This window comes from Streptomyces sp. NPDC004629 (genome assembly GCF_042873595.1).
In the GTDB taxonomy this organism is placed as follows: domain Bacteria; phylum Actinomycetota; class Actinomycetes; order Streptomycetales; family Streptomycetaceae; genus Streptomyces.
Window position 1 is genome coordinate 125,672 of the sequence record NZ_JBIALO010000020.1, and the last position, 25,130, is coordinate 150,801.

The window sequence follows — 25,130 nt, forward strand, 5'->3', positions numbered from 1 at the left end:
CGGACAATGTCCTGGGGCCTGTTCGGATCAGGGCCGTGGTGGGGTCTTCCGCAGCAACATGGCGGTGCGGGAACCCGGCACGCTTGCGGCGAGCAGGTAGTACCCACCCGGTTCGGTGCGGCGATCGGCGAGATTGATCAGCGGGTCGGCGGCGAAGCAGTGGCCGATTCGGGCGGTGTTGGCGGTGTCGAGTTGCGCGAGTGAGAATCCGGCCAGGCGTTCCTTCATCACGACGATCGGGACATACAGGTTGTTGTGCAGCAGGCCGGCCAGGTCACCGGGGGCCAGCCCGCGCGGGGCCAGCAGGATGTCGTTGACCTCCCGCGACAGGTCCGCGCTGATTTCGTTGCCCCAGTCCAGCGCCTGGGTGTCCTGCGCGCTCGCCGAGCCGAGGATCTCGTAGTCACCCGGCCGCGCGGTGACCAGGCAGCCGGCTGCGCCGTCACTGAACAGGGCGAAGTTCTCTATCCGGGCGGTCTCCGTGGTGCTGCGGTCCGCAGTGATCACCAGGACATTGCGGTACTTGCCCGTCCGGACGAAGGCCTCGGCTACGCCGAGCCCGCTCACCAGGTTGGTGCATCGGTTGAGGGTCAGGCCGAGGAACGCGCAGTCCAGACCGAGGCCGTTCATGATCCTCTCCATGAACCCGCCGTGGGTGTGGGCGTCGCCGGGGAACCGTGTCGAGCACAGCACCAGGAAATCGACGTCCGCCGAGTCGGTGATCGTTTTCCCTGTATCGACGACCAGTTCCTCCAGTGACTTCTCGGTGCGGCGTACCTTGCCCCAGCCCCACAGCCGGGCGTCGGGCTGCATACCGCACTCCCGAGCGCGCGCAGCGAAACCGGGGATCTCGTAGTGGTCCTGTTCGATCTCGCCGAGCAGGTAGCCGGGGGAGGTGAGGTAGACGGCGGTCATGACCTGCCCAGCAGGGCGTTCGATTCGGCGTAGCCGAGCGCGGGTTTGAGAAAACCGAAGGTGCCGGGCTCCGCGAGGTCAGCCGCCGCGTCGAGCATCGCGGTCAGCGCGACCCTGGGCAGTGCTGGGCCGAGGCTGATCCGGCGGACGCCGAGGGCGCCCAGCTCGGCGACCGAGCATGCGAGGACGGGACCGGCGGCAAGCACGTTGACCGGCTTGTCCAGCGAGGAGCAGACCGCCTTGACCGCGTCGAGGCTGGGCAGTGCCGGTGCGCAGAGCACGTCCGCACCAGCTTCGGCGAAGGCCTGCAACCGGCGGATGGTGTTGTCGAGGTCGGCGCTTGCGTGGAAGAAGTTGTCGGCACGGGCGGTCAAGGTGAAGGGGAAGGGTTGCTCGCGGGCGGCTTCGACCGCGGCGACGACGCAATCGACCGCCTCGGAGACGTCACGGATCGCCCTGCCCTCCTCGCCGGTTGCGTCCCCGATCGACGCACCGACCAGCCCCACCTCGGCGGCGCGCCGGATCGTGTCGGCCACGTCCTCCGGGCTCTCGCCGTACCCGCTCTCCAGATCGGCGGTCACCGGCAAGTGGGTCGCTTCCACGATCGACCGTGCGTTGGCCAGTGCTTCTTCCCGCCTGACTTGCCTGAGGCTGTCGGGGCGGCCGAGGCCGAAGGCGAGGCCGGCACGGGTCGTCGCGAGTGCGGAGAAGCCATGACCGGACAGCATCCGCGCGCTTCCGGCGTCCCAAGGATGCGGCGCTACGAAGCTGCCTGAGCGGTGCAGTTCGGCAAACGCGACGGCCTTGCTGTGTTGGTCGGCCATGCTTCCCTTTCTCGTTCGATGCCGGAACCTAAATAAGTTCGACCGGCAGCGCCTCCGCCGCACGGCGTATTACTTCAGTGACCGCTTCCGGATGCTGCTCGAAATAGAAGTGGCCGCCTTCGGACCAGTAAGTCTCGGGCTCGCCGATGCACTCACGCGACCAGTCCGCCAGATCTTCACTGCGGACCAGTGGATCGTCCATGCCGTTGACCAGAGAGACACCGAACGGCAAGGCGGCGGCCGGGCGATAAAGATACTCAGCGACCATTCTGAAATCAGCTCGGACGTCGGGAAGTATGAACTCCTGAAGCTCCGGATCGGCCAGAATCTCCGGCCGCAGTCCCCCGTAGACGGCCAGCGCGTCGGTGAGGCCCTGCCCGTCGAGCCCCGCCACCTCGACCATCCGCGGTGTCGGATGCAGACTCGGTGCGACACAGCCGGAAGCGATCAGGTGCGCAGGGCGGTCGTCGAGCCTGCGACCCACCTCAAAGGCGATCAGCGCGCCGAGGCTGTGGCCGAACAGCAGAAATGGCTCAGTGCGCTGCGCCGCGATCAGCTCGGCGGCCTGGTCGCAGACCGTGTCGATGCCGGTGCGCTCGGGCGGAGTGACCGCGACCAGTGCGGTCACTTCGGCCAATGCCTCCTGCCACTCGACGAACGCCTGCGCCCTGCCGCCTGCATGCGCAAAGCAATAGGTACGGGGCCGTCCTGATGGCACAGCGCGCGCCGTGTCGAACCATGCTTCCATCGGCTTTCATCCTTCTGTCACAAAACAGGGTCGTGATCAGAGCGGGCAAGCTGAGCGAAGCGTCGAAGACAATCAACAGAACACGGACTCCATTGTTGGCTGCAGTGAGAACTTGTCAAGACCGAGCGGCCCTGATCTAAAATTCTAAGAAGTACGGACCATAGAGTTCCGGTCACGGTCGAAGATGCTCGCGAAGGCTCTGGGAGTGGAAATCAAGCCATGGTCAAATATTCCCGAAAGGAAACGGGCCGCGTGATTTCGGCCGCCGATCGACTTAATTTCCGCGCACCGGGGGCGACGGACGACCGCCGCACGGCCGCCTTGGGGTCTTCGGTCGCCTCATGAGTCGTGTTCTGTTTCAGATCATGGGATGTGTTCTGACGCGGCTCCTTCAGCGCGCTGTCCTGTCGGTAGGGGCGACACCAGGCTGGAGCCGCTGGTGTCATCCGAGGCTGAGCGGCTGATGTTGCAGAACTGGGCCGAACGGCGGTCCACGGCCCAGGGTCTGCCGAAAGGGGCGCGGATTGTGCCGGCTTGCGCTGCGGGCGGGAACAACACGGCCGCTGCCGCCAGGCTGGAATGGACCGTAGGACGGTGACACGGTGGCGGACCGGGTTCCTGCGGGATCGGCTGGATGGTGTGTCCGACGAACCGCGTCCGCGGGTGCGCCGCAGTCTCGACTACGTCCGGCACGGCACCGTGGGTCAAAAGGTCTGCCGCTGCCGACGGTGTTGATCAGTTCTTGGAGTGCTGCGGGCGGGGGCTGCGTCGACCATGCCCGCCCGCACGAACCCGCCGTCGACAAACCACCGCTAGTGCCAGAACTCGGCTGTCGCCGACGCCGCACGCAGCCCTTGGCCGTGACCGGCGCGGGCCGCTGATCCCCGCACCGCGGGATCGAGCAGGTCCGGGCCGATCGACGATGCCGCGGTGTCGTCCGGGCGGATCACCGTAACCCGCGCGCCGCTCTCGCGCAGCTCGGCGACCTGGAGGTCGAGGTCGGTGTTGCCCAAGATCGCCATTACTTGAAGCACGAGAACCCGGTCGCACCCTGCAGCGAGGTCAGCGTTCTCCGCCGTGCGCGTACCGCCGTCGATGTAACGGCGCCCGTCGATCGTGACCGGCGGCCACGCTCCGGGCACGGCGCAACTTGCTGCCACCGCGTCCACGAGGTCGACACCCGATGCCGGGTCGAACACCCGCTCCGCACCGGTCTCCGCGTCCACGGCCACGATCTTCAGCTCCGACCGCGGCCAGCTGTGCGAGAGCAGCCGGGCCTCGATCACCGCGCGTCGCTCGGCCTCCGCGACGGTCGGCGCCGCCAGCGCCATGGCGCCGATCCGGCGCCGAACATCGAGGGCGTCCGTGGCGCCGTCACGGGCATCGAGAAACAGCGTCATCAGATCCTCGGCGCCGAGAACGGGGGACAGTTCAGGCGCCTGGAGCGCCGGATCGACCTGGCGGTCGAGCAATTCCCCGAGCGGAGTCCCGCCGGTGATCTGCGCCGCCACTGTTGCCCCCGCAGACGTACCGATGATCACGTCCGCCTCCAGGACGTCGGCGCCTCCTTCGAGCAGCCCGGCCAGCACACCCGTCTGCCACGCGACTCCTGCCACGCCACCGCCGCCGAGTACCAGCCCACGTCGAGTCATCTGCCGATGATATGCCGCGGGACCCGAGTCGCGGGCGCCGGCGACGATGACGATGACGTCAACTGCATCCAGTGGCTGCAGATCGGTGAGCGTGCGGCGCGGGGAACGCGGCACGGAAAACCGTCGGGTGGAATCGGCAATCGCACGTGCCCGCCGCAAAGGCGACCGCGCCGAAGTGCGGTCGCTCTACCGGCAGTTGGGCCGCCTCCCCAGCCAGGATCCTCACGCCCCTGACTACCTGAGTTCGATGCTCCGAACCCTGGCGCGAAAGCACGGCCCAACGGTGGCCCAGTACAGACCAGGAAATGTCAGACTACATGCTACTTTGCCTGGAATTCCTTTAGTCGAGAGTCCGCACTCGGGTCTGATGGAGGAGCATGATGTCGGCATTCGATCAGTCAGAGGCCTCGCACGCGAACACCATGGGCAGGCGTCGGCTTCTGCGCAGCGGCGGGGTGATCGCAGCCGCCGCGGCGCTCATGAGGCCGGCAGCGGCGCAGGCGTTACCCATTCATGGGGACGCTGCCGTGAAGGTGACGGACCTGGGCCCCGGGGTGAAAAACCTGTCAGTGATGAGCGGCCTTCTCATCGGTACCAATTTCTATGCCGGATCACGGAATGTGTCCCCCGCGCGTGTGTTCGCGATTGATGTGTCTACGGCCAAGGTGACGGCCACTCACATGCTCGGCAAGGGCAATTTCGTCGAGGGTCTGGCGGCCGATCCGACGGGACGCGCGTTGTTCGTCGGTGTGACCCATACAGGACGCGGGGACGTCAATCTCTACAGCATCGCGTTGGGTACGGGTGCCGTGTCGAAGGTCGTCAACGTGCCCGGGCTGCTGATCCGCGACCTGGCCATGGCACCGGACGGGGTCTTGTTCATCACGGGGCGTCCGACGCCGCACGCGGACGGGCCGCCTGTGTACAGCTGGTCCTCGTCCAGCCGGCGGCTTGCCAAGGTGGCCGTGCCCGAACCGGCCGCCGACGAAGGGTCCTGTCTGGCGGCGACGCGCACCCATGTCTACTGGGGCGGCGGAAGTCTTCTTACCGGGGGCAACCCCAAGGCCGGCCTGTTCGAGATCAACCGGGCGACCGGCAAGGCCACCAGGATCCCGCTCCCCGCCGAACTCCTGCACCAGACAGAGATCTGCGCGCTGGCCGTCTTCGGCCATCTGCTCGTGCTCACCACGATGAACCCCGGTCTGGGTACGCCAGGCGGGGTCGGCATTCTCGACCTCGGGACTCGCCGGTGGCGGGTGCCCGCATACACCGGCCAAAGCCTGGTCAGCATCGCGCGATGGGGCACTTACCACTTCGTCGTCGACGGGGCCCCGCAACCCGGACTCGCCGCGATCGACACCCGATCCCTCAAGGTCACACGCCAGCCCGCCGGCAACGCGCACAGAGGCAGCGGGTGGATGGGCATCCGCGGCAACACCGCCTACGGGGTGGTCGGGCGTCGTTTCTGGAGCTACGACCTCGCGGCCAAGCAAGGGCGGGTACACGACCTGGCCACGATGGGTGCCGCTCCCGGCTCGATGCTCGGCATGTCGATCGCCACGGACGGCACGCGCGTCTACGTCGCCGGAACCCAGGCGGTCGACATGCACGACCTCACCACGGACAAAGTCACCCCCCTCTCCGTGCCGGGCGAGGTCAAGGACATGCTCTGCGTCGGATCGACCCTCTACATGGGCGTCTACAGCAGCCAGGGAATCTGGAGATACAGGCCCGGCGGCACGCCGGCGCGCGTCGCGAGGCTGCCGCAGGGCCAGAACCGGCCAACAGACATCTGCCGGGACGGCGTCAACAAGCTGATCGGCATGACGGTCAAATCGGACACTCTGGGCGGCGGATCACTCTGCCTGTACGACACCGACCACGCGAAGACGACCTCCGTCATCAACCCTCTCGGCGCCACACAGGTCCCCACCGCCGTAGCCGCCAGAGGGGGAAGGATCTACATCGGCGGCAGCGCAGGCGACATCGCCATGTGGGACCCCCTCACCAGAAAGCAGATCTGGCGCTACGCCCTGCCATTCACTGAGGGCGACCAGCGCAGACCCGCGGTGACCAGCATCCTCGTCTACGGCAACAAGCTCATCGGAGCATCATCCCGCTCACTGTTCGTCATCAGCATCTCCGCCCGCCCCACCCTGCTCCACTACGTCGGCATCAACGCGTTCACCGGCGCCGCGGCCAACGAGAACCCCGAACTCGTCGCGACCGGCAACGGTATCTACTCCGTCTCGGCATTCTCCGTCGTACAGATCAACCCGGTGAATTACAAACTCCGCCTGCTGCTGAAAGACCTCGGCGGCGACTGGTACGGACACGCACACGTGGCCTCAGATCCACAGCACCGCCTCTACACGCTCTCCGGGCGAAACCTGATCCAGATCACGACTCCCTGACCGGCAATGCTCAGGGCTGTCCCGTAACGCCTGGTCACGGGTGAGACGATCTTGATGTGGCTGGTGTGATCACGGCGTCGGAGCCGTCCGGGATGGCCCCGTTCACCGGACTGAGCCCGCGCTGCTTCGCCAAGTCGGTGACCGTGGTGCGCCGCGAGAGCGGGGCCGCCGCACCAGATAACCGGCATGGCAGAGGGCCCGCGGCCATGGTGGCTGCGGGCCTCTGGTGGTGCGGGTGGTCAGGGGCGGCGGGGCTTGCTGAGGACGACGTCCAGACACCCGCTGGGAAGGTCGACCACGGCAGCGAAGTCCTCGATAGGCGCGCCCTGTTGTTCGGCGGCGACGAGCAGGGCGGCGAGCAACTGCTCAGCGGCCGATCTCGGCCCATCCGTAGCTGAGCGAGGAGTTCACCGAGGTGCAGTATGCGTAGGACCAGACACCGCCGCCGACTCGCTTCCACTGGCCAGGGACGGTCTTGCCGTTCTTGCACTTCGCCATGGCCCGGAAGGAGGGGTTGCCGTCTGCGGAGCTGCAGTAGGTGCCGAAGGTGTTGGGGTCCGACCACGGCTGACAGTTGGGCGCTGCATGGGCGGCGGTGGCTGGGGACAGGACGGTGAGTGCTGCCGCCAGGCCCAGCACGCTGACACTGGCTGCCGTTGCTGCACGCAAGCGATGACGGATCGTCACAGTTTCCTCCTGGTGGGTTTCCGTTTACGGAAGGCGACAGCGGGGTTTGCGCCGCGAGACAGACGCTAGGTGCCGGTGTTTGGACAGACCTTGGAGGAACCTTGAATCGACTGGTCACGCGGGCTGCCTGAGGCGGCGACTGCAGGAGCACCGAGTCTCCCGGCCAGGCAAGGTGAACATGGGCGCTCGATATCCGGTTACTGACTTCGGCTCGTCAAGGGTGCGTAGGCGGGTGGCACAGCAGGGTGCGGGAAACGGGCCGCATGGCGATCAGTCCGGCCACCGACGGTCGTCCCGAGCATCGTGACTGACGATCACGACCGGGATGTGGCCGCGCCGGCCCCAGGTGCGTGCTCGTCACGCTCGGCGACCCGTCGTGCAGGGCCCGTCAGTAACGCATGCACCGGCACCGGTGCCCGGCCTTCCTCGGGTCGCGTACCGCCGGCAAGGCTCCCATAATGCCCATAAGGAAGTAGTGATCAGTCGCTTGCTCGCAGCGGTACGGCGCCGGGCGTCGCACTCGCGCCGGCATCGCCTACCAGGTGGATCCGAGGCTTTCCGCGCCAGACGCGCCGCTCGCCCCGGGTCCGCAGAGCCGGAGACGGCCATCGTCAACAATGACCGCCCTCATCCCGCGCACAACCGATTGCGGCCCGCGCCAGACGGTCTGCAGCCGGCAGAGAACTCGCGGGTGCTGGTCGCCACCATGACCGGGACGTCTTTTGACCTTCAGAATCGTGGGTTCAGACGTGCACTCCCCCACGATCGCTTGATGCATGCCGGCCGGGGGTGAAAAGCGGAGGAATGCGGGATGGGTTCCTGCACCGATGACATCTGGGGTCAGTCGTTCTCGTTGAACGACATCGTGACGGGCGTGCTCGACGATCAGGGCATTGTGCTGTGCTGGTCCCAGGCTGCCGCCAACCTGCTGGGGCTCACGGCGGAGGAAGTCTGCGGCTCGCCGGTGTGGAGCCTTCTCGCCGACGGCTCCCCCGGACGATGCGAGGTCAGCCACCATCGGACCGGGATACCGCCGTGCGGACAGGCGCTGCTCCGCCATCGCTGCGGCCACCGGGTCGAGGTGGCTTTCCGCACGGTGCGGCTGGGAGGCTTGTCCCAGAGTGTGGTCCTGGCCCTTCCCCTCCAGCACCTGGCATCGCGGGGCCAGGGCAACGCCTTCCTGCGGGCGCTGTTCACCCAGGGCCACATCGAGGTCGGCATCCACGATCTGGATCTGCGTACTGCGTTCACCAATGTCACCTCACAGGTGTCTCATCCATCTGACCTGCTCCTCGGTAGCCGAGTGCGTGATCTGCTCTCTCCGCAGGACGCGGAGGACGCAGAGTCGGCGGTGCGCCAGGTGGTGGACACGGGGATGCCGTTGATCGGGTGGGAGCCGCGGGCACGGGCACCTCAGATGCCCGACCAGCAGTGGTCCCTGTCCGCGTTCAGATTGGAGGAACCGCCGGGGCGCCCGACAGGTGTCGCCACGATGCTCACCCCCATGGCCACCCGGCAACGGGAGCGCCACCGCCTTGACCTGCTCCATGAAACCTCTGCGCGGATCGGTGGTTCCCTGGACGTCCTTCACACTTCTCAAGATCTGGCCGATGTCCTGGTCCCAGCCCTCGGCGATTTGGCCTGGGTGGAACTCGCGTACGCCACGCTGACGGGTGACGAGCCCCCGAAGCTGGCCGGCGCCGGGCTGTGGCACACGCGTCGCGCCGCAATGGCCTCGGCCACCGGCTCCATCCCGAGCAGGTTGCTGCAGACGGGAATGACGCTCCCCCCGATGCCGGACAGCCCTTTCCTTCAAAGACTGCAGCGCGGTGAAACCGTCCTGACCTCCGCGCGCTCCGCGAGCGAGCAGTTGGGACCAGAGCTGTCGCCCCTGTTCGTTCCCGAGCGCGGTCACTGCGTCCTGTACTCACCCCTGTTCGCGCGTGGCCTGGTGCTCGGCGTCGTGGTGGTCTGGCGTACCGACCGTCGCGACCTCTTCGTAGAGGAGGACCGGGAGCTGCTGGCGGAGATCGCCTCCCGGGCCGCACTGAGCGTGGACAATGCGCGCCGGTACACCCGTGAGCACCGCGCGGCCCTGGCACTGCAGCAGCGCCTGCTGCCCCGTACGACCAGCGATCTCCCGGCGGTCGAGGCCGCGGGTAGTTATGTGCCGGCGGGCGGCGGGGCCGACATCGGCGGGGACTGGTTCGATGTGATCCCGTTGCCGTCGCTGCGGGTGGCACTCGTCGTAGGGGATGTCGTCGGTCACGGCCTGCACGCCGCCGCCACGATGGGACGGTTGCGTACGGCGGTGCAAAGCCTCGCGGATCTGGAACTGGAGCCGGATGAACTGCTCACACACGTCGACGACCTGGTCCTGCGGTTCGCGGAAGAAGCCGATCCCACCGAGCGGGACACCGTGGGCGCGACGTGTCTGTACGCGTTGTACGATCCGGTCGCCCGCCGGTGCGCGGTGGCCAGCGCCGGGCATCCACCACCCGTTCTGGTCCACCCCGACGGCACAACCGAGATGTTCGAGGTACTACCGGGTCCGCCGCTGGGAGTGGGTGGGATGCCGTTCGAGGTCACCAGCCTGCAACTGGAGCCCGGCAGCATCCTCGCCCTGTACACCGACGGGCTCATGACCCTCGGCGAACAGGACGTCGCAGGTGAGGTGTCACGGCTGACGGACAGGCTGGCGGTGCTGTGCGCCGGCACCATGTCACCGTCTCTGCGCGAGATCGGCCGATCCCTGCTGTCCAGGGCCACCGAAGTCCCGCCCCGCGACGATGTGGCCCTGCTGCTCGCTCGCACCAGGGCACTGCCGGACGATGCCACGGCCACCTGGCAGTTTCCCGCCGACCCGGCCATAGTGACCGAGGCACGCGAGGATGTCACACGGCAGCTGACCTCGTGGGGCCTGTATCACCTGGTCTTCACCACCGAACTCGTCGTCAGCGAACTGGTCACCAACGCCATCCGCTATGCAGGCGGCCCCGTCTCCCTACGGCTCATCCGCGATGACGTGCTGGTCTGCGAGGTTTCCGATCCGAGCAACACCCAGCCACGACTGCGCCGGGCCCGCTGGACCGACGAGGGAGGCCGCGGGCTGTATCTCGTGGCCCAGCTGACCACCCGCTGGGGCAGCCGCTACGGTCAGACCGGCAAGACGATCTGGACCGAACAGTCCCTCAGCCCCGCAACGAAATAGCCGGCGCACCCAAGTGGGCCCTATGCCCGAGCGTCTCGCTCGCGCATAGGGCCGGATTCAAACCATCGACCTCGATAAGACTTGCTTATTGCGCGCGAAATTTTCATCTATTGGACCTCCCGAGGACGCCTGTGTTCCACTCCTGAGCAATCACCGAACAGGCCGATCAAGGAGATCACATATGGGAGGCACGGTCGCGCGAGGCCTGGCAGCGGCATTGCGCCGCCACAAGGTCAGCGACGTATTCGGACAGAGTCTACCGTCGCTGTTCTTCCTCGCCGCCCCCGAGGAATCCATCCGGCAAATTGTCTATCGCACGGAGAACGCCGGCGGCGCGATGGCCGACGGGTATGCACGGGTGTCGGGCAAGGTCGGCGTCGTGGCCGCTCAGAACGGCCCCGCCGCAACCCTGCTCGTGCCGCCGCTGGCTGAAGCCTTCAAGGCCTCGGTGCCGTTGATCGCGATCGTCCAGGAGGTCCCACAGGCGGCCCGGGACCGCAACGCATTCCAGGAACTGGACCACGTGAAGCTCTTCGCCGCATGTACCAAGGCGATTCACCGGATCGACGACCCCGCCCGGGTCGACGACTACGTCGACGCGGCGGTCACCGAAGCAACGTCCGGCCGCCCTGGGCCTGTCGTGCTGCTGGTCCCCAAGGACGTCCTGGCGGAGCCCGTTCCGGTCGCGTCCCCTCGCCGCGCCAGCTACGGCCACTTCCCGCTGGACCGGTACATACCGGGCCCCGCGCAGATCAAGCACGTTGCCGACCTGCTCGCCACGGCCAAGCGGCCGCTGGTGGTTGCCGGCGGGGGCGTACACATCTCCGGGGCCGGGCCCGAGCTGGCCGAGTTGCAGCGCCTCGGCGCGCTGCCCGTGGCGACAACGCCCATGGGCAAGGGATCGGTGGACGAGACCGACCCGCTGTCCATCGGTGTGATCGGCTACGCCATGGGAAGCTACTCGTCCACCCACTACGCCCGCTCCCTCGTGGAAGACGCGGATCTGATCGTGTTCGTCGGCACCCGGACCAATGAAAACGCCACCGATGCCTGGCGGCTGTTTCCGCCCGCAGCGACGTACGTCCACATCGATATGGATCCGGTCGAAGTGGGGCGCAACTACGAAGCGTTCCGGCTGATCGGCGACGCCAAGCTCACCCTGCGTGCGATCGTGGACGAGCTGAAGTCCGCCTCGCTCGACACCCGCACGGCGGCCCGCGACCAGGTCATCGGTCAGATCGCACAGGCCCGGGCCAAGCACGAGAAACGTATCGCGCCTCGGATGGCAGCGGCCGGCTCACCGATCCGGCCCGAGAGAATCATGCGGGAACTCGATGAGCAGCTGACTCCGGAGACGATCGTCGTGGCTGATGCCAGCTACAGCTCGATCTGGATGTCCAACTACCTGCGCGCCCGGCGCAGCGGTCAGCGGTTCCTGTCTCCTCGCGGCCTGGCCGGGCTCGGCTGGGGGGTCCCCATGGCGATCGGTGCCAAGGCGGCGAGCCCGGACAGCCCCGTGGTCGCTGTGGTCGGTGACGGAGGGTTCGCCCACTGCTGGTCCGAGCTTGAGACGGCTGTCCGGATGGACCTGCCCCTCACGGTCATCGTTTTGAACAATGCGATCCTCGGCTACCAGAAGCACTCCGAGCTGCACCAGTTCGCCGAGCACACGAGCGCCATCGACATCACCCAGATCGATCACGCAGCCATCGCCACCGCCTGTGGCGCGCGTGGGGTCCGTGTCGACTCCGCAGACGATCTTGCCGTCGCGCTCAGTGACGCGCAGCGCTCGGGCACCGTCACCGTGATCGACGTGATGACCGCCGCGGACGCCTTCCCGCCGATCTCCGCCTGGGACAACGACACCACGCTGCGCGAGCTGACGACTGGGGCCGCCCTGTGAACGAGGAGACCTTCACCGGCTCGCGAAGGTACATGCAGCGTGCTCACCAGGTCATCCCACGCGGGGTGAACTCCTCGCGCCGGGCAGTGCTGCGCCCCACCCCACTGGCCTTCACGCGCGCGCAGGGCAGCCGGATCACCGACATCGACCGCAACGAGTATGTGGACTATGTGGCCGGGTACGGCCCGATGCTGCTCGGACACCAGCCCCGTCAGGTGATCGAGGCCGTGCACACGCAGCTCGCCGCCGGAGTCCTGTACGGCGGTCAGCACGAGGCGGAGGCCGAACTGGCCGAACGCATCGTCCAGATGGTGCCCTGCGCGGAGCGGGTGCTGCTCAATGTGACCGGCAGCGAGGCCGTCCAGGCGGCGTTGCGGATCGCCCGCGCCGCGACCGGACGACGCAAGACGATCAAGTTCGAGGGCCACTACCACGGGTGGATCGACCCGATGACCGCCAACGGGCCGGGCAGCCCCGTGGGAACAGGCCCGGCACCGCGTTCGGTGATCGCCCCGACACACAGCATGATCGGGCCGGAGATCCTGGTGTGTCCCTGGAACGACCCGGGGGCTCTCGCCGACCTGCTGACACATCACGGTGCAGACGTCGCCGCGGTCATCATGGAGCCCGTCGCAGTCAACGGCGGCAACCTGTGGGCCGACGACGGTTACCTGGCCACGGTCCGCCGCCTGTGCGACCAGCACGGCTGCCTCCTCGTCTTCGACGAGGTCGTGACCGGCTTCCGGCTGGCCCCCGGCGGGGCGCAGCAGCGCACCGGCGTGACCCCGGACCTCACCGCGCTCGCCAAGGCTCTCGGGTCCGGGTTCCCGATCAGCGCGGTGGCGGGGCGCGCCGAGGTGATGCGCGTCGCTGAGGACACCGTCGCACATGGCGGAACCTACAACGGCAACGCCTTGTCGGTCGTCGCAGCCAACGCGACCCTCGATGCCCTCAAGGCCGATCAGGACTCCCTTTACCCACGCCTCGAACGCATCACCGGGAAGCTCGCGGACGGCATCGAGCAGCTTGCCGGCCGGCACGGGGCGCCGCTGCAGGCTCTGCGCGCCGGCGCCCTGATCCGCCTGCACTGGGACGCCCCGAAACCCCTGCGCACCTATGCGGACGCGCTCGCCGGCAGCACCGAACCGCTGCGGCACTTCTCCGAAAACCTGATCCGCAACGGCGTCCACGCCCGCGAGACCGGGCTGTGGTACGTCTCCGCAGCCCACACCGACGACGACGTGGACAGGACCCTGTCTGCCGTCGACCGGGCGCTGGCCGAGGTCTCCAAGCAGCTGCTCAGCAGCGCTCGGTAGCCAGGGCGTCCGCACCACTCCCCTGGGGCCGCCGCTGCCGCGCCGCGTCCCGCGGCAGCCGGCCTCGAATCTCGCCGTCGCCCACCCGAGAGGCACTCATGCGCTTTTCTGTCTCCGCCGACACCGGCGGCACCTTCATCGACGTCGTCGTCCGCGACGACAACAACCACTACGTCGGCAAGGCACTGACCACCCACCAGCGCGTCTTCGACGGCATGCGCGAGGCCCTCGAAGGTATCGCCGACGGCCTCGGGACAACCGCGCATGCCCTGCTCGCCGACACCGACCTGTTCATTTACGGCACCACGCGGGCGACCAACGCCATCGTGACCCGTCAGGTGGCCAAGACCGCCTTGCTCACCACCGAGGGTTTTCCCGACATCCTCGTGCTGAAGGAGGGCGGCAAGCGGGATGTCTTCGACTACGCGACCGAATACCCCGCCCCCTACATCCCGCGGCGCAGGACATTCGAGGTCCCTGAACGTGTCAGCTCCGAGGCACGGATCACCAAGCCCCTGGACGAGCAGGCAGTGCGGGACATCCTGCACCACCTGCGCCGGGAGAACTACGAGGCAGTGGCCGTGTCTCTGCTGTGGTCCGTCGTCGAGCCCGCGCACGAACTGCGTATCGGCGAGCTCATCGAAGAGATCCTGCCAGGCATCCCGTACACGCTTTCCCATCGGATCGCACCGATTGTCCGCGAGTACCGCCGGGCCTCGGCGACCGCCATCGACGCCTCGCTCAAGCCGCTGATGCAGAACCATTTCCGCGCGCTTGAGTCGGACCTGCGGGGATTTGGCTACGCCGGTCAGCTGCTGGTCTCCTCAAGCATCGGCGGCGTGATGACCGTGCAGGAGATGATCGCCGCGCCGATCAACGCCGCCAAGTCCGGACCCGCGATGGCTCCGGTCGCGGCCGTCAGCTTCTCCAACGCCGAAGGTTTCGGCGGAGACACCATCGTCTGCGACACCGGTGGGACAACATTCGATGTCGGTCTGTCGCACGACTCGGGGCTGGTCTACACCCGTGAGACGTGGCTCGGCGGCGAGTGGGAAGGAGATCTGCTCGGCATCTCGTCGGTCGACATCCGCTCGATCGGCTCCGGAGGCGGGTCGATCGCCTGGGTCGACGACGGTGGGCTGCTGCGTGTCGGCCCCCAGTCGGCCGGTTCCGAACCAGGCCCCGCCTGCTACGGGCGTGGCGGCACCGAGGCCACGTTGTCGGACGCCGCCTGCGTCCTGGGTTTCTTCGACCCGGACTACTTCCTGGGCGGCCGGATGGACCTGGACATCCGCGCGGCCCGCAAGGCCGTGACCCGGGTGGCCGAGAAGCTGGGCAGGACCGTCGAGGAGACGGCCTGGGGGATCCTGACCCTGGCGACGGACCACATGGTCAAGGCGGTCTACGACATGACCATCTCCCAGGGCCTGGACCCCAAGGAGAGCACGGTCGTCGCCGGCGGCGGCGCTGCCGGCATCAACATCATGCAGATCGCGGCCGAGCTGGGCAGCAGCCGGGTGATCCTGCCCAAGACCGCAGGTGCCCTGTCGGCGGCGGGCATGCACTTCGCCGACATCGTCAAGGAGGAGTCGGCGCCGCTGATCACCCGCTGCTCGGCCTTCGACGCGGACGGCGTCAACGCGGCGCTGGTGCGCCTCAGCGCCCGGCTTGCGGCCTTCGCGGGCCGGGTCGGCCTCGACGAGGACGACTACGTGATCGAGTACTTCACCGAGGCCCGCTACGAGGCCCAGGTGTGGGACATCGTCACCCGGGTGCCCGTGAGCGAGTTCCGCAGCGACGAAGACGTTGCTCAGCTCCGCAAGGCTTTCGACGACGAGCACGAGCGCCTGTTCGCCTTCTGTGATGACTCCGCGGACCTGGAGTTCATCAGCTGGAAGGCACGACTGACCGCCGACCTGCACAGCAGTCCGCCGCTCGTCCAAGCCGTGGCCCGGACCGAGGGCGCCCCGTCGAAGACACGCATGTGCTACTTCGGCCCGGCCGGACCGACAGACACTCCCGTGTACCTGCCTGAGAGCCTGCGACCGGGCCAGTATGTGCCCGGCCCCGCGATCATCCAGGAGCCGACCACCACATTGGTCGTCTTCCCGGGCATGGCCACCGAGGTCAGCGGGTCCGGCAACTACATCCTGCATGTGACGACTTCGGAGGGAGACCAGTGACGGTGTCCGACGACAGCACACTCGCCGAGGACAAGAACGAGTTCGACCCGATCCTGACCGCCATCCTGGCCAACCGCCTGGACGGCATCGTGCGCGAGATGACCACCACCCTGCTGCGCTCGGCACGCTCGGCAGTGATCAACAGCGGACGCGACTTCTCGTGCGCCATCGCCACGGCCGACAACCAGCTGCTGGCCGCGGCGGAAGGCCTGCCGGTGCACATCTTCGGTGTGCAGCTGCAGGCAGAAGAGATCCTGACCGCCCACCCGGATCTCGCCGAGGGCGACGCGTACCTGGACAACAATCCCTACGGCGGAAATTCCCACGCCGCAGACCACTCGGTGCTCGTACCCGTGTTCATCGACGGTGAGCACATGTTCACCGCGGTGGCCAAGGCACACCAGGCCGACACCGGGAACTCCCTGCCCACCACCTACTTCGCGGGTGCGAAGGACGTGTACGAGGAAGGGGCCCTGATCTTCCCCGCCGTCCGAGTGCAGCGGAACTACACCACCATCGACGACATCATGCGCATGTGCATGGCCCGCATCCGCGTGCCGCAGCAGTGGCACGGCGACTTCCTGGCGTCGCTCGGGGCCGCACGGATCGCCGAGCGACGACTCAAAGCACTGTGCGAGAAGTACGGAAAGGACCAGGTCAAGCAGTTCATCCGCGCCTGGTTCGACTACTCCGAAGACCGCATGCGCCAGACCATCGCCCGGCTGCCGCAGGCCCATCTGCACAACACCGGCAAGCACGACCCGTTCCAGCCCTACCTCCCCGAAGGGCTGGAGTTCCGGGTCAGCATCGACATCCACCCGCAGGACGGGCGGATCGTCGTCGATCTGACCGACAACGCACCGAACGTCGACTGCGGGCTCAACCTCACCAAGGCCACCACGCTGGCCGGTGTGTACAGCGGCATCTTCCACGGCCTGTGCGGACAGGTGCCCAAGAATTCCGGTGCGTTCCGCCGCGTGGAGGTCCGGCTCAAGAAGGGCGCCGCCGTCGGCATCCCGGAGTTCCCCTACAGCTGCTCGGTCGCCACGACCAACATCGCCGACCGGCTGACCAACTGTGTCGGTGCGGCCTTCGCCCAGCTCGGTGAGCCGTACGGGATCGCCGAAGGTCCGGTGGGCATGGGCGTTCCGCACGCCGTCGTCTCCGGCCACGACTCACGCACCGGCGAACGGTTCGTCAACCAGTTGCTGATGGGCGCGGCCGGCGGACCCGGCAGCGCCACCGCCGACGGCTGGCTGACGTGGAACGTGCCCAGCACGGCGGGCCTGACCTACCGGGACTCCGTGGAGATCGACGAGCTGAAGATGCCGATCCAGTACCGGCACATCCGGATGATGGCCGACTCCGGCGGTGCCGGACGCCACCGGGGCGGGTGCACCGTCGACCTGGCCTTCGAGTCGAAGGAGGACGGCGTCTCGGTCATCTATCCCTGCGACGGACAGATCGTCCCGCCGAAGGGAGTGCTCGGTGGACAGGACGGCGCCCTGGCCGCCGGCTGGATGATCGACACCGACGGCAGCGAGACACTGCTGCCCAACAACGCGGTCGTCACACTCGACACCGGCCAGGCCGTCCGAGGTGTGGAGTGTTCCGGCGGTGGATACGGCGACCCCCTGGACCGCGACCCCAAACGCGTACTCAACGACGTGATCGGGCGCTGGGAGAGCATCGACCACGCCCGCGAGGTCTACGGCGTCGTGATCACCGGCAGCGGAGACGACCTTTCCATCGACTGGAGCGCGACCGCCACCACCAGGGCCGCTCTGCGCGACCCCTCGCTGGTGTCGTCATGACCCCTGTGGGGGTTACGCCCCACGACCATCCCACTGACCCGGCCTTGTCTTGATCCCACGGCCTGGTTTCCGGTCCCGCCGGGGCGCGGAGATCAGGCCGCACAAAGCCCATGCACAGACGTCCCACCCGATCAGTCCACGTTTCACCTGGAAGGCGCCACCTCAGGCCAACGACGTAGTCGCCGTCTCGGCGACGAGAAGGACGAGCCATGACCGCCACCGCATTGACCCCGCCGGGCCGGCCGACGAACCGACGCACGATCTTCGGTGCTGCCGCCGGGACACTCACGGAGTATTACGACTTCGCCATCTACGGGCTGCTGGCACCGACCATCGCAAGCCAGTTCTTCCCCGAAGCCGATCCCACGGCCGGGCTGCTCAGCACCTTTGTCATCTTCGCCCTGGGATTCCTCTTCCGCCCGCTGGGCGGCTTCATCTTCGGTTACTTCGGCGACAAGTTCGGGCGCACAAAAGCGCTGACCGCGGCGATTCTCCTGATGGCGGCGACCACAACCGCGATCGGTCTGCTGCCGACCTACACCAGCGTGGGGCTCGTGTCCCCGGTGCTCCTGCTGGTCTGCCGATGTCTGCAGAGCGTCTCCAACGGCGGCGAGTTCGCCGGGGCGACGTCCTACTTGGCCGAATCGGCGCCGGACAACAAGCGGGCGACGTACGTCAGCACCATCACGGTGTCGTCCGCGATCCCCGCCGTCCTGGGCGCCATCGTCATCCTGCCCGTCTCCGTTCTCCTGAACGACGCCGCCTTCGCCGCATGGGGCTGGCGTATCCCGTTCCTGCTGGGCGCGCCGCTGGGACTGATCGGCCTTTACGTCCGGTTGCGCCTGGCCGAACCCGAGGTCTTCACAGAAATGAAGGCGGCAGGAGTGGCTCCCCGCAACCCGCTGCTCACCGGCATCCGCACCCAGTGGCGCAAGATGCTCCTCGTGTTCTGTGCCGCGGCGGTCACCGCATCGTCCTACTACATCCTGAACTCGTACATGGTCACCTATACGGAGACAAAGCTGGGTGTCAGCCGGGACGCCTCGCTGTTCATGAACAGCACGGCCATCGTGATCTTCTGCGCCGCGGTCCTCCTCGGCGGCCGGGCCGCCGACCGATTCGGACGCCGACCGGTGATCATCACGGGGTTGGTCGCCCTGACCACGCTCGGTGTTCCGGCCTTCTTGCTGATGCAGACCGGCCACCTCGTCGGCGTGCTGCTCGGGCAGATCATCTTCGGTCTGTGCATCGCACCGGTCTCGGGGGTCGTGCCGGCCCTGTCAGCCGAGCTGTTCCCGACGTCGGTCCGGTACAGCTGCAACTCGATGAGCTACAACCTCGCCTACACGATCTTCGCTGGAACCGCTCCCTTCGTCGCCGCGTGGCTGGTTGCCCTGACCGGCCTGCTGATCTCGCCCGCCGTCTACGCATCCTCGATCGCGCTCATCTCCGGTTTGATCATATTCTGCTTTCTCAAGGAGACCGCTGGCACTGCCCTGGAACAGGATGTAGATACCGCGGAGCTTCACGGCAATAATGGGGTGTCCGGCTCACCACACGACGGCAAGGAGCAGCACGCTCCTGCGCGGTTGCAGAGCTGACCGGCGCCGCAGGTCGTACCGCGCTTCCCTCGGCGAGCAAGCAAGCATCACCAGCAGAGGGCACACAAGGACAGCGATGGACTTGAGAAGGTTGGAGTACTTTCTGGTGCTCGCGCGCTTGCAGCACTTCGGCCGTGCAGCTGAGAAGCTGCACATCTCGCAGCCGGGCCTGTCCCAGCAGATCAAGGTCCTGGAGCACGAGGTCGGTGCGCAGCTGATCGACAGGAGCACCAAACCCATCTCTCTGACGACCGCCGGCGAGGTGCTCTGCGAGCAAGGCGAGCAGGTCCTCGCCCAAGTCGATCTGTGTGTCGATCGCGTACGGATGGCCGTTGAGCAGCCGACGGGGACACTTCGGGTCGCCTACACCCGCTCCGGCGCCGACCTGAACATGCACGAGCTCGTCGAGCGCTTCCGCGCCCACTATCCCGGGGTGCAGATCTCTCTGACCTCGGCTTGGACAAGCCGTAACTTGGAACTGCTCGAAGCCGGAGAGGTGGACGTCGCCTTCGCGAGGTCCATCGTGCGTGACCAGGCGGTCGACTCGATGGTCGTCGCCACCGAAGAGCTGGTGGTCGCCATGCCCGGTGATCACCCGCTCGCCCCCTTGGAACGCGTCACCTACGACGAAGTGGTGGATCTTCCGCTCATTCACTGGCCGCGGTCGCAAGGTCCCGCCTACCACGACGAGATCAGACGGCAGATCTGGGGCGAACGACCGCAGAAAATCGTCATGGAACAACCCGAAGCGGAGCACATCCTGCGCGAGGTTGCCAACGGTGTCGGCATTGCCGTGCTGGACGAGCGACGAGCGACCAAGCTCTGCCCGCCCAGGGTTCGCGTGCGACGGTTCGTAGCCCCTGCTCCGACCACCACTCTGGTCGTGTCCTGGCTACCTGGTTCCACACGGTCATCGGTGGTGAACCGCTTCATCGGACTGTGCCGCAGGCACGCGCTCCAACCTGACCCTGAAACATGCCCCTGATCGTGACTTCGGTTCGTCCGCTGTGCCCGTGTTCGGGGAGCGGTTGGCGGTGGCAAGTCCTCCCTTGTTGCCGCAGGAACCACTCTCCCGTCGGTGACATGTGTCAAAGGGTGGTCATGCCTCCGTCGACCCGGAACTCGGCGCCCGTGGCGTAGGACGATTCGTCACTGGCGAGATAGATCATGATGCCGGCGACGTCCTCGGGAGTTCCCGCTCGTCTCAGGGGAGTTCGGCCGACGATCGCCCGCCGGGCCGCACTGTCGTCGGAGATCGTCGTGACGAGCGGTGTCTCGGTGTATCCGGGAACGACCGTGTTGGCCCTGATTCCTTGGTCCGCGTAGGCCGCAGCGACTGCCCGAGTCAGGCCATGGCCCCCGCTCTTGGCCGAGGAGTAGGCCGTGAAGTCGGCGCCCTCTCCGTTCAGGGCGGTGGGCGAACCGGTGACGATGATCGATCCTCCACCGGAGGTGAGCATCGACCGGACGGCGTGCTTGAGGGTCAGAAAGGTGCCGACGAGGTTGACTTCCACGGTTTGCCGGAAGACCGCCAGGTCCAGGTCGGCGACCTGTGCGTCCTGCCCGAACAGCTGGACGCCGGCGTTCGCCACGACGACGTCGGCCGGCGTCCCGGCCGCGGAAAGGGTGTCGAAGGCACGGCTCACGCTGCCCTCGTCGGTGACGTCGAGGAGCAGCGCGGTGTGTTCCTGGCCCGCAGGTCGCGGGGCCGATTTCGCGACGGTTCGGGCTCCCTCAAGGTCCAGGTCGGTGAAGGCGACGTGAGCGCCTTCGGCGGCGAAGGCGGTGGCCACGGTCGCGCCGATACCGGATGCGGCACCGGTCACCAGAATGGTTTTGCCACGAAGGCGATCCGTCATGATCTGAACTCCTTGCATTGCTCTGCTGCGTACCTGGCGCGGATCGCGCGCTACACCCGGCTGCGCTGTCGGGCGGGGGTCTTTCAGTCGATGGCGGTGCCGGAGAAGTCGTCGCAGAAGATGAACAGCCGGGGTGCACCGCCCCGGTCGGGGACGGTGTCGTTGGCCTCGGCACGCACGCCTCGGGCCATCACCGCACCGGAGCGGGGGTCGACGATGCGATAGGGGCGGGGAACGGTCTCGCCGAAGAAGAAGTCGAGGTCTCCGCCGTTGTGCGAGTAGGCCAGGTAGAAGACCCCGGGCACCAGGAGTCCTCGCGGATTCATCGTCTGCTCCCAGCTCGGCCGTGCCCCCAGGAACGGCAGCCCGTGCAGGATGGTGTTGACGAGCCCGACGTAGCGGGATCCCTCGAAGTCGAGGGCCTGCCTCCAGCCCGCGTCCGGGGCGGTGAAGTAGGGGGCGTGGCCGGGCTCGTCAGGGTGGAGCTTCCACTGCCACAGGCTGGCGGCCCCGTAGACGGCACCCATCGCGGCCCCGGCGCAGAGGTTGCTCCACGCTTCGTGGCCCTGCCACCATCCTCCGGCGAGCCCTGTCTCTCGGGTGTTCTCGTAGCTCGGTTCCCCGTTGGCTACGGCCTTTTCGGGGAGGTTGCGGACCATGTCGGCGAGTCGTTCCGGGATGTGGTCACCGAGGTGCCCGGTCTGGCACCACTGGAAGTCGAGCCAGGGTGCGTCCTGGTGCGCCCGGTTGTGTCCGTGCGGCCGGTAGTGGATTCCGGTGGGATGGCCGTAGGCATCGCTCTTCTCGATCTCCCGGCCGGCGGCCTCGATCTGGGGCTCGTCGCCCGCCCCGTCGGCACCGGGGAGCCATACGGCGGGCCAGGCCCCGTACCGGGCGACGAGATAGCGGCAGTAGCGGGCGTACTCGTCGGTGGGGATCACGGTGCCCGCGACTTCCAGGCCCTTCCAGCCGAAGCCCTGGAAGACCGGTTGCCAGACCGGCACGAGGCCGTGCTCGACGAGAATGCCGACCAGTTCCCCAGGAGGCTCCGACGTAAGTGGCCTGCAGCCCCGAGGCGAGCATCGTGGAGTTGTCGGTGGTGAAGGCGTCGACGTGGTCGACGGCGCCCTTCTGGATCAGGTCGTGCCAGAACGTGGTGACCTTGCGCGTGGCGGCGTCATCGAGCGAGATACCCATGGCGTTCGGTTCGTTCGCGTCGTAGCTGAACGCGGTGTTGCCGGCCTGCTGGAACAGGGCCAGAGCCAGGGAGGGCGTGTTGGCGGAGAAATTGCCGTACGTGCCGTCCTTCATCATCCTCTGGTAGTGCTCGGCCTGTTCGGCATACTCCTCCCAGGTCCTGGGAGGCGCATGGATGCCGGCCTTGGCCAGCAGGTCGGCCCGGTAGTAGAGGCCTACGGGCCCGGCGTCCACCGGGACGGCGAGCACGCGGTCACCGACCGAGACGTTCTGCCAGGCGCCCTCGGTGACTCGCTCTTCGCCTCGTTGACCCCGTAGGGCGAGAGGTCGACGATGCTTCCGTTGACGGCGAAGCTGTTGAGTTGCTCGTTCTCGATCATCGCGATGTCGGGAGCGCCCGTCTGGGCCGCGAAAGCCGTGCGCAGCTTGGGGTACTCGTCGGCGCTCTGACCGACGTTGGTCCAGCACACCTGGACGTCCTCATGTGCCTGGTTGAACTGCTCGACCACGTCGCCCATGGCGTTCCACCAGCCCCACACGGTGACGCGCGGGACGTTCTTGTGCACGATCGGGGCGGTGCACGAGTCCGGGTCGGCCCCCGTGGCGGAGCACCCAGAGGTGCCGAGCAGCAGGGCCGCTGCCGCGGACGCGGCGAGGATCATCTTCCATCTGGTCACCGTGGGCGTTCTCCATTGATCGCTGGGTGTCGCCGACGCGGACGGGCGTTGGCAGCGGGGGTGGGGAGCCTGGAGTCTCACAGGCTCCCGGCATCCGTGCGTATCCATGACGCAGCAGGTGAGGCGAGACGTTATCCATAACACCCGTGGTGCTGTCAACGGCCAGGACGAGTGTTTGACACAATTGTGTTATGCATCCCACACTGGCGTCGGTGAGGTGCTGATCTGCGCGCCTCCGACGAGAGCGAGAAGGGGAACGGTGAAGCGGTGAGCTTGTCCCGGTCGACGGAGCCGGCGCTCTGGGGTGACGACGAACCTGCTCCGCTCCCGGTCGGCATCGGCGGCTGGACGTTCACACTCCGGCACGACTCCCTCTGCGACCTTCGCTGGAAGCAGCAGCCCGTCCTGCGCGCCATCCGGTTCGTCGCCCGCGACCGCGACTGGCGGACGGCTCAGCCGGTTGCCATCCGCACGGACCCGCACCTCCCCGGGGAGCACGACTTCCACGTCCACCTGACCTACGCCTCACGCCGCCCGGACGAGGTCGCAGAGATCGAGGTCGACCTGTCCGTCGAGTGCCGCAACGATTCAGAACTGTTGGTTTCGGCGAGTGCGGTGGTCTGCCGGGACTTCCTGCGCAATCGTCTCGGTCTGGTGGTCCTGCACCACATCGCCGAGGCCGGGCGACCGCTTCGGGTGCATCACCCCGACGGGTCTGTGAGCCAGACCCGGTTCCCGCGTGACATCGCACCCCACCAGCCGGCGAGAAATGTCCGGGCGCTCACCTGGAACTCGGAAAACCTGCGGGTGTCCACCGTCTTCGCAGGCGACGTCTTCGAGATGGAGGACCAGCGGAACTGGACGGACGCCTCGTTCAAGACCTACAGCACGCCGCTCGCCGAACCGTTCCCGGTACAGCTCGCACAGGGCGCACGGATCACCCACACGGTCGGCGTCACAGTCGAGGAACCCGTCGTTCGAGAACGAGAAACAGCCGTTGCGGCAGCGCCTGCGAACGTCTCGTTCCATCCCACCGCAGAGCCGGTTCCACAGTTCCTGGTGGGAGCTTCGACGTCTCACGGCGCCACACCCCCGGGCCTGCCGTCCGTCGACGTCCTGGTCGAACCTGTCCTTGATGACGCCAACTGGCGAGCCGTGCTGATGAGAGCTGTCAAGGACGCGGCAGGCGGGCGGCTCGACGTCCGCCTGGTGACCAGTGATCCCTCACTCCTGGAAGCGGCTCTGGACCCGATTCAGGAGCTTCCGGTGGCTCGTCTGGGTGTGTACGACCTCACCACGCACGTGAGTGAGCCTCCTCTCTGGCGAGCACTCGTCGCCGGTGCCGCAGCCCGGCCCCTCCTCGCCGGGGTGGACCTGGTGGCCGGTGCCCGCGCTCACTTCACCGAGCTGAACCGGACTCTTGACCGGCTGCCGGACGACGCCACCGCGGTCACGTTCTCCATCACCCCTCAGATGCACGACACCGGACGCGATCAGTTGCTGGAATCCCTGCCGCTGCAGCGCCTCACAGCACGCCAGGCACTGGGACCGGGCGACCGGCCGCTCCATGTGGGACCGGTGACCCTGCGCCCCAGGTTCAATGCCGTGGCCACCAGTGCCCGCGCGACGAGCACCGTGCCGCATGTGCGGGACGGCTACGGCGCGCATTTCGTGCCAGGTTCGACGGACCCCCGCCAGGAGTCCGCCGGTTACGCCGCCTGGCTGGTCGCGTCAGCAGCCCAACTCGCCCTGCCCGGCGTGCTGAGCGTCACCTTCGCCGAAGCATGGGGCCCGCGCGGGCTGTACGACCAGCACGGCACGCCTCGCCCGGCGGCGGAGGCGTTCGCCCGCCTGATCGGACTGTCAGGAGCCGAACTGCTCGCCCCGAAGGGCGATCTGCCCGTGAACGTGTCCGTCCTGGCTGCGCGATCGCGAGACCGCGTGACGCTCATGGCCGCCAATGTCGGCCCCCGGACCGAACTGCTGGCTCTGGACAGTGGCCATGCGTTCTCACTGCCCGCCTGCTCCTGGCGGGCGATCGAACTGGAGGAGTGACCCGTTCCGTTCCCACGAAGGGAGGGGCACGGCAGAACTCATAGAATGCGCCCCGGTCCGGAGGGTGAACTCAA

The 25,130-nt window shown here is 67.3% G+C and carries 18 protein-coding genes and 2 pseudogenes; 10 read left to right on the forward strand and 10 right to left on the reverse strand.

The annotated features are described in order from the left end of the window. Positions 1-27: 27 nt before the first annotated feature. From ACFYTE_RS28005 to ACFYTE_RS28020, 4 genes are all read right to left on the reverse strand, one after another. Positions 28-915, reverse strand: a complete 888-nt coding sequence (locus tag ACFYTE_RS28005) for a 3-oxoacyl-ACP synthase (RefSeq protein WP_388715985.1) — start codon at positions 913-915, stop codon at positions 28-30. After that, positions 912-1,739, reverse strand: coding sequence for an isocitrate lyase/phosphoenolpyruvate mutase family protein (locus tag ACFYTE_RS28010; RefSeq protein ID WP_388715988.1), 828 nt, complete (start codon positions 1,737-1,739; stop codon positions 912-914). The genes ACFYTE_RS28005 and ACFYTE_RS28010 overlap by 4 nt, the downstream gene beginning before the upstream one ends. 28 nt (positions 1,740-1,767) lie before the next feature. Next, positions 1,768-2,487: a thioesterase II family protein gene (locus ACFYTE_RS28015; RefSeq protein WP_388715991.1), complete on the reverse strand. Its 720-nt coding sequence runs from the start codon at positions 2,485-2,487 to the stop codon at positions 1,768-1,770. Between the two features lie 812 nt (positions 2,488-3,299). Further along, positions 3,300-4,139 (reverse strand): patatin-like phospholipase family protein, encoded by an 840-nt coding sequence (locus tag ACFYTE_RS28020; RefSeq protein WP_388715993.1) that lies wholly within the window; start codon positions 4,137-4,139, stop codon positions 3,300-3,302. 377 nt (positions 4,140-4,516) lie between these two features. Between ACFYTE_RS28020 and ACFYTE_RS28025 the strand changes: the two genes are divergently transcribed. Both ACFYTE_RS28025 and ACFYTE_RS28030 read left to right on the forward strand, forming a co-directional pair. Beyond that, entirely contained in the window at positions 4,517-6,553 is a 2,037-nt protein-coding gene (locus tag ACFYTE_RS28025) for a hypothetical protein (protein ID WP_388715996.1), read from the forward strand. 56 nt (positions 6,554-6,609) lie between these two features. Then, positions 6,610-6,738, forward strand: a pseudogene (locus tag ACFYTE_RS28030) (IS5/IS1182 family transposase); the annotation flags it as partial. Positions 6,739-6,792: 54 nt separating this feature from the next. Here the strand turns inward: ACFYTE_RS28030 and ACFYTE_RS28035 are convergent. Both ACFYTE_RS28035 and ACFYTE_RS28040 read right to left on the reverse strand, forming a co-directional pair. Further along, positions 6,793-6,915 (reverse strand): hypothetical protein, encoded by a 123-nt coding sequence (locus tag ACFYTE_RS28035; RefSeq protein ID WP_388716116.1) that lies wholly within the window; start codon positions 6,913-6,915, stop codon positions 6,793-6,795. Between the two features lie 4 nt (positions 6,916-6,919). Then, the gene (locus tag ACFYTE_RS28040) at positions 6,920-7,240 is read right to left on the reverse strand and encodes a hypothetical protein (RefSeq protein WP_388715999.1); all 321 of its coding nucleotides are present in this window, start codon (positions 7,238-7,240) and stop codon (positions 6,920-6,922) included. A gap of 811 nt (positions 7,241-8,051) precedes the next feature. Here ACFYTE_RS28040 and ACFYTE_RS28045 point away from each other — a divergent pair. The 7 genes from ACFYTE_RS28045 (at position 8,052) to ACFYTE_RS28075 (ending at position 20,253) form a co-directional block, all read left to right on the forward strand. After that, entirely contained in the window at positions 8,052-10,451 is a 2,400-nt protein-coding gene (locus tag ACFYTE_RS28045; RefSeq protein WP_388716002.1) for a SpoIIE family protein phosphatase, read from the forward strand. A gap of 181 nt (positions 10,452-10,632) precedes the next feature. Continuing rightward, on the forward strand, positions 10,633-12,354 hold the full coding sequence (locus ACFYTE_RS28050) for an acetolactate synthase catalytic subunit (protein WP_388716005.1): 1,722 nt from the start codon (positions 10,633-10,635) through the stop codon (positions 12,352-12,354). A 32-nt stretch (positions 12,355-12,386) separates the two neighbouring features. Next, positions 12,387-13,670 carry an aspartate aminotransferase family protein gene (locus tag ACFYTE_RS28055; protein WP_388716008.1) on the forward strand — a complete coding sequence of 428 codons (1,284 nt, stop codon included), beginning with the start codon at positions 12,387-12,389 and terminating at the stop codon, positions 13,668-13,670. Positions 13,671-13,768: 98 nt separating this feature from the next. Next, positions 13,769-15,853: a hydantoinase/oxoprolinase family protein gene (locus ACFYTE_RS28060; RefSeq protein WP_388716011.1), complete on the forward strand. Its 2,085-nt coding sequence runs from the start codon at positions 13,769-13,771 to the stop codon at positions 15,851-15,853. Positions 15,854-15,855: 2 nt separating this feature from the next. Further along, positions 15,856-17,667, forward strand: coding sequence for a hydantoinase B/oxoprolinase family protein (locus ACFYTE_RS28065; RefSeq protein WP_388716014.1), 1,812 nt, complete (start codon positions 15,856-15,858; stop codon positions 17,665-17,667). A gap of 209 nt (positions 17,668-17,876) precedes the next feature. Beyond that, a complete protein-coding gene (locus tag ACFYTE_RS28070; protein ID WP_388716017.1) occupies positions 17,877-19,268 on the forward strand; it encodes an MFS transporter in 1,392 nt (463 codons plus the stop codon). A gap of 91 nt (positions 19,269-19,359) precedes the next feature. Then, the gene (locus ACFYTE_RS28075) at positions 19,360-20,253 is read left to right on the forward strand and encodes a LysR family transcriptional regulator (protein ID WP_388716020.1); all 894 of its coding nucleotides are present in this window, start codon (positions 19,360-19,362) and stop codon (positions 20,251-20,253) included. Positions 20,254-20,356: 103 nt separating this feature from the next. On the opposite strand, the gene ACFYTE_RS28080 is transcribed toward ACFYTE_RS28075, so the two are convergent. The 4 genes and pseudogenes from ACFYTE_RS28080 to ACFYTE_RS28095 all read right to left on the reverse strand — a co-directional run bounded on the left by ACFYTE_RS28080 (position 20,357) and on the right by ACFYTE_RS28095 (position 23,001). Further along, positions 20,357-21,127 (reverse strand): SDR family NAD(P)-dependent oxidoreductase, encoded by a 771-nt coding sequence (locus tag ACFYTE_RS28080; protein ID WP_388716022.1) that lies wholly within the window; start codon positions 21,125-21,127, stop codon positions 20,357-20,359. Positions 21,128-21,210: 83 nt separating this feature from the next. Further along, entirely contained in the window at positions 21,211-22,131 is a 921-nt protein-coding gene (locus ACFYTE_RS28085; protein ID WP_388716026.1) for a DUF4038 domain-containing protein, read from the reverse strand. 91 nt (positions 22,132-22,222) lie between these two features. Continuing rightward, positions 22,223-22,573: pseudogene (locus ACFYTE_RS28090) on the reverse strand (extracellular solute-binding protein); the annotation flags it as partial. Next, complete coding sequence (locus ACFYTE_RS28095) at positions 22,540-23,001, reverse strand: extracellular solute-binding protein (RefSeq protein ID WP_388716029.1); 462 nt, start codon at positions 22,999-23,001, stop codon at positions 22,540-22,542. The gene ACFYTE_RS28095 and the pseudogene ACFYTE_RS28090, both read right to left, overlap by 34 nt. Positions 23,002-23,268: 267 nt before the next feature. Between ACFYTE_RS28095 and ACFYTE_RS28100 the strand changes: the two genes are divergently transcribed. After that, positions 23,269-25,056: a hypothetical protein gene (locus ACFYTE_RS28100; RefSeq protein ID WP_388716032.1), complete on the forward strand. Its 1,788-nt coding sequence runs from the start codon at positions 23,269-23,271 to the stop codon at positions 25,054-25,056. The last annotated feature ends 74 nt before the right edge of the window (positions 25,057-25,130 follow it).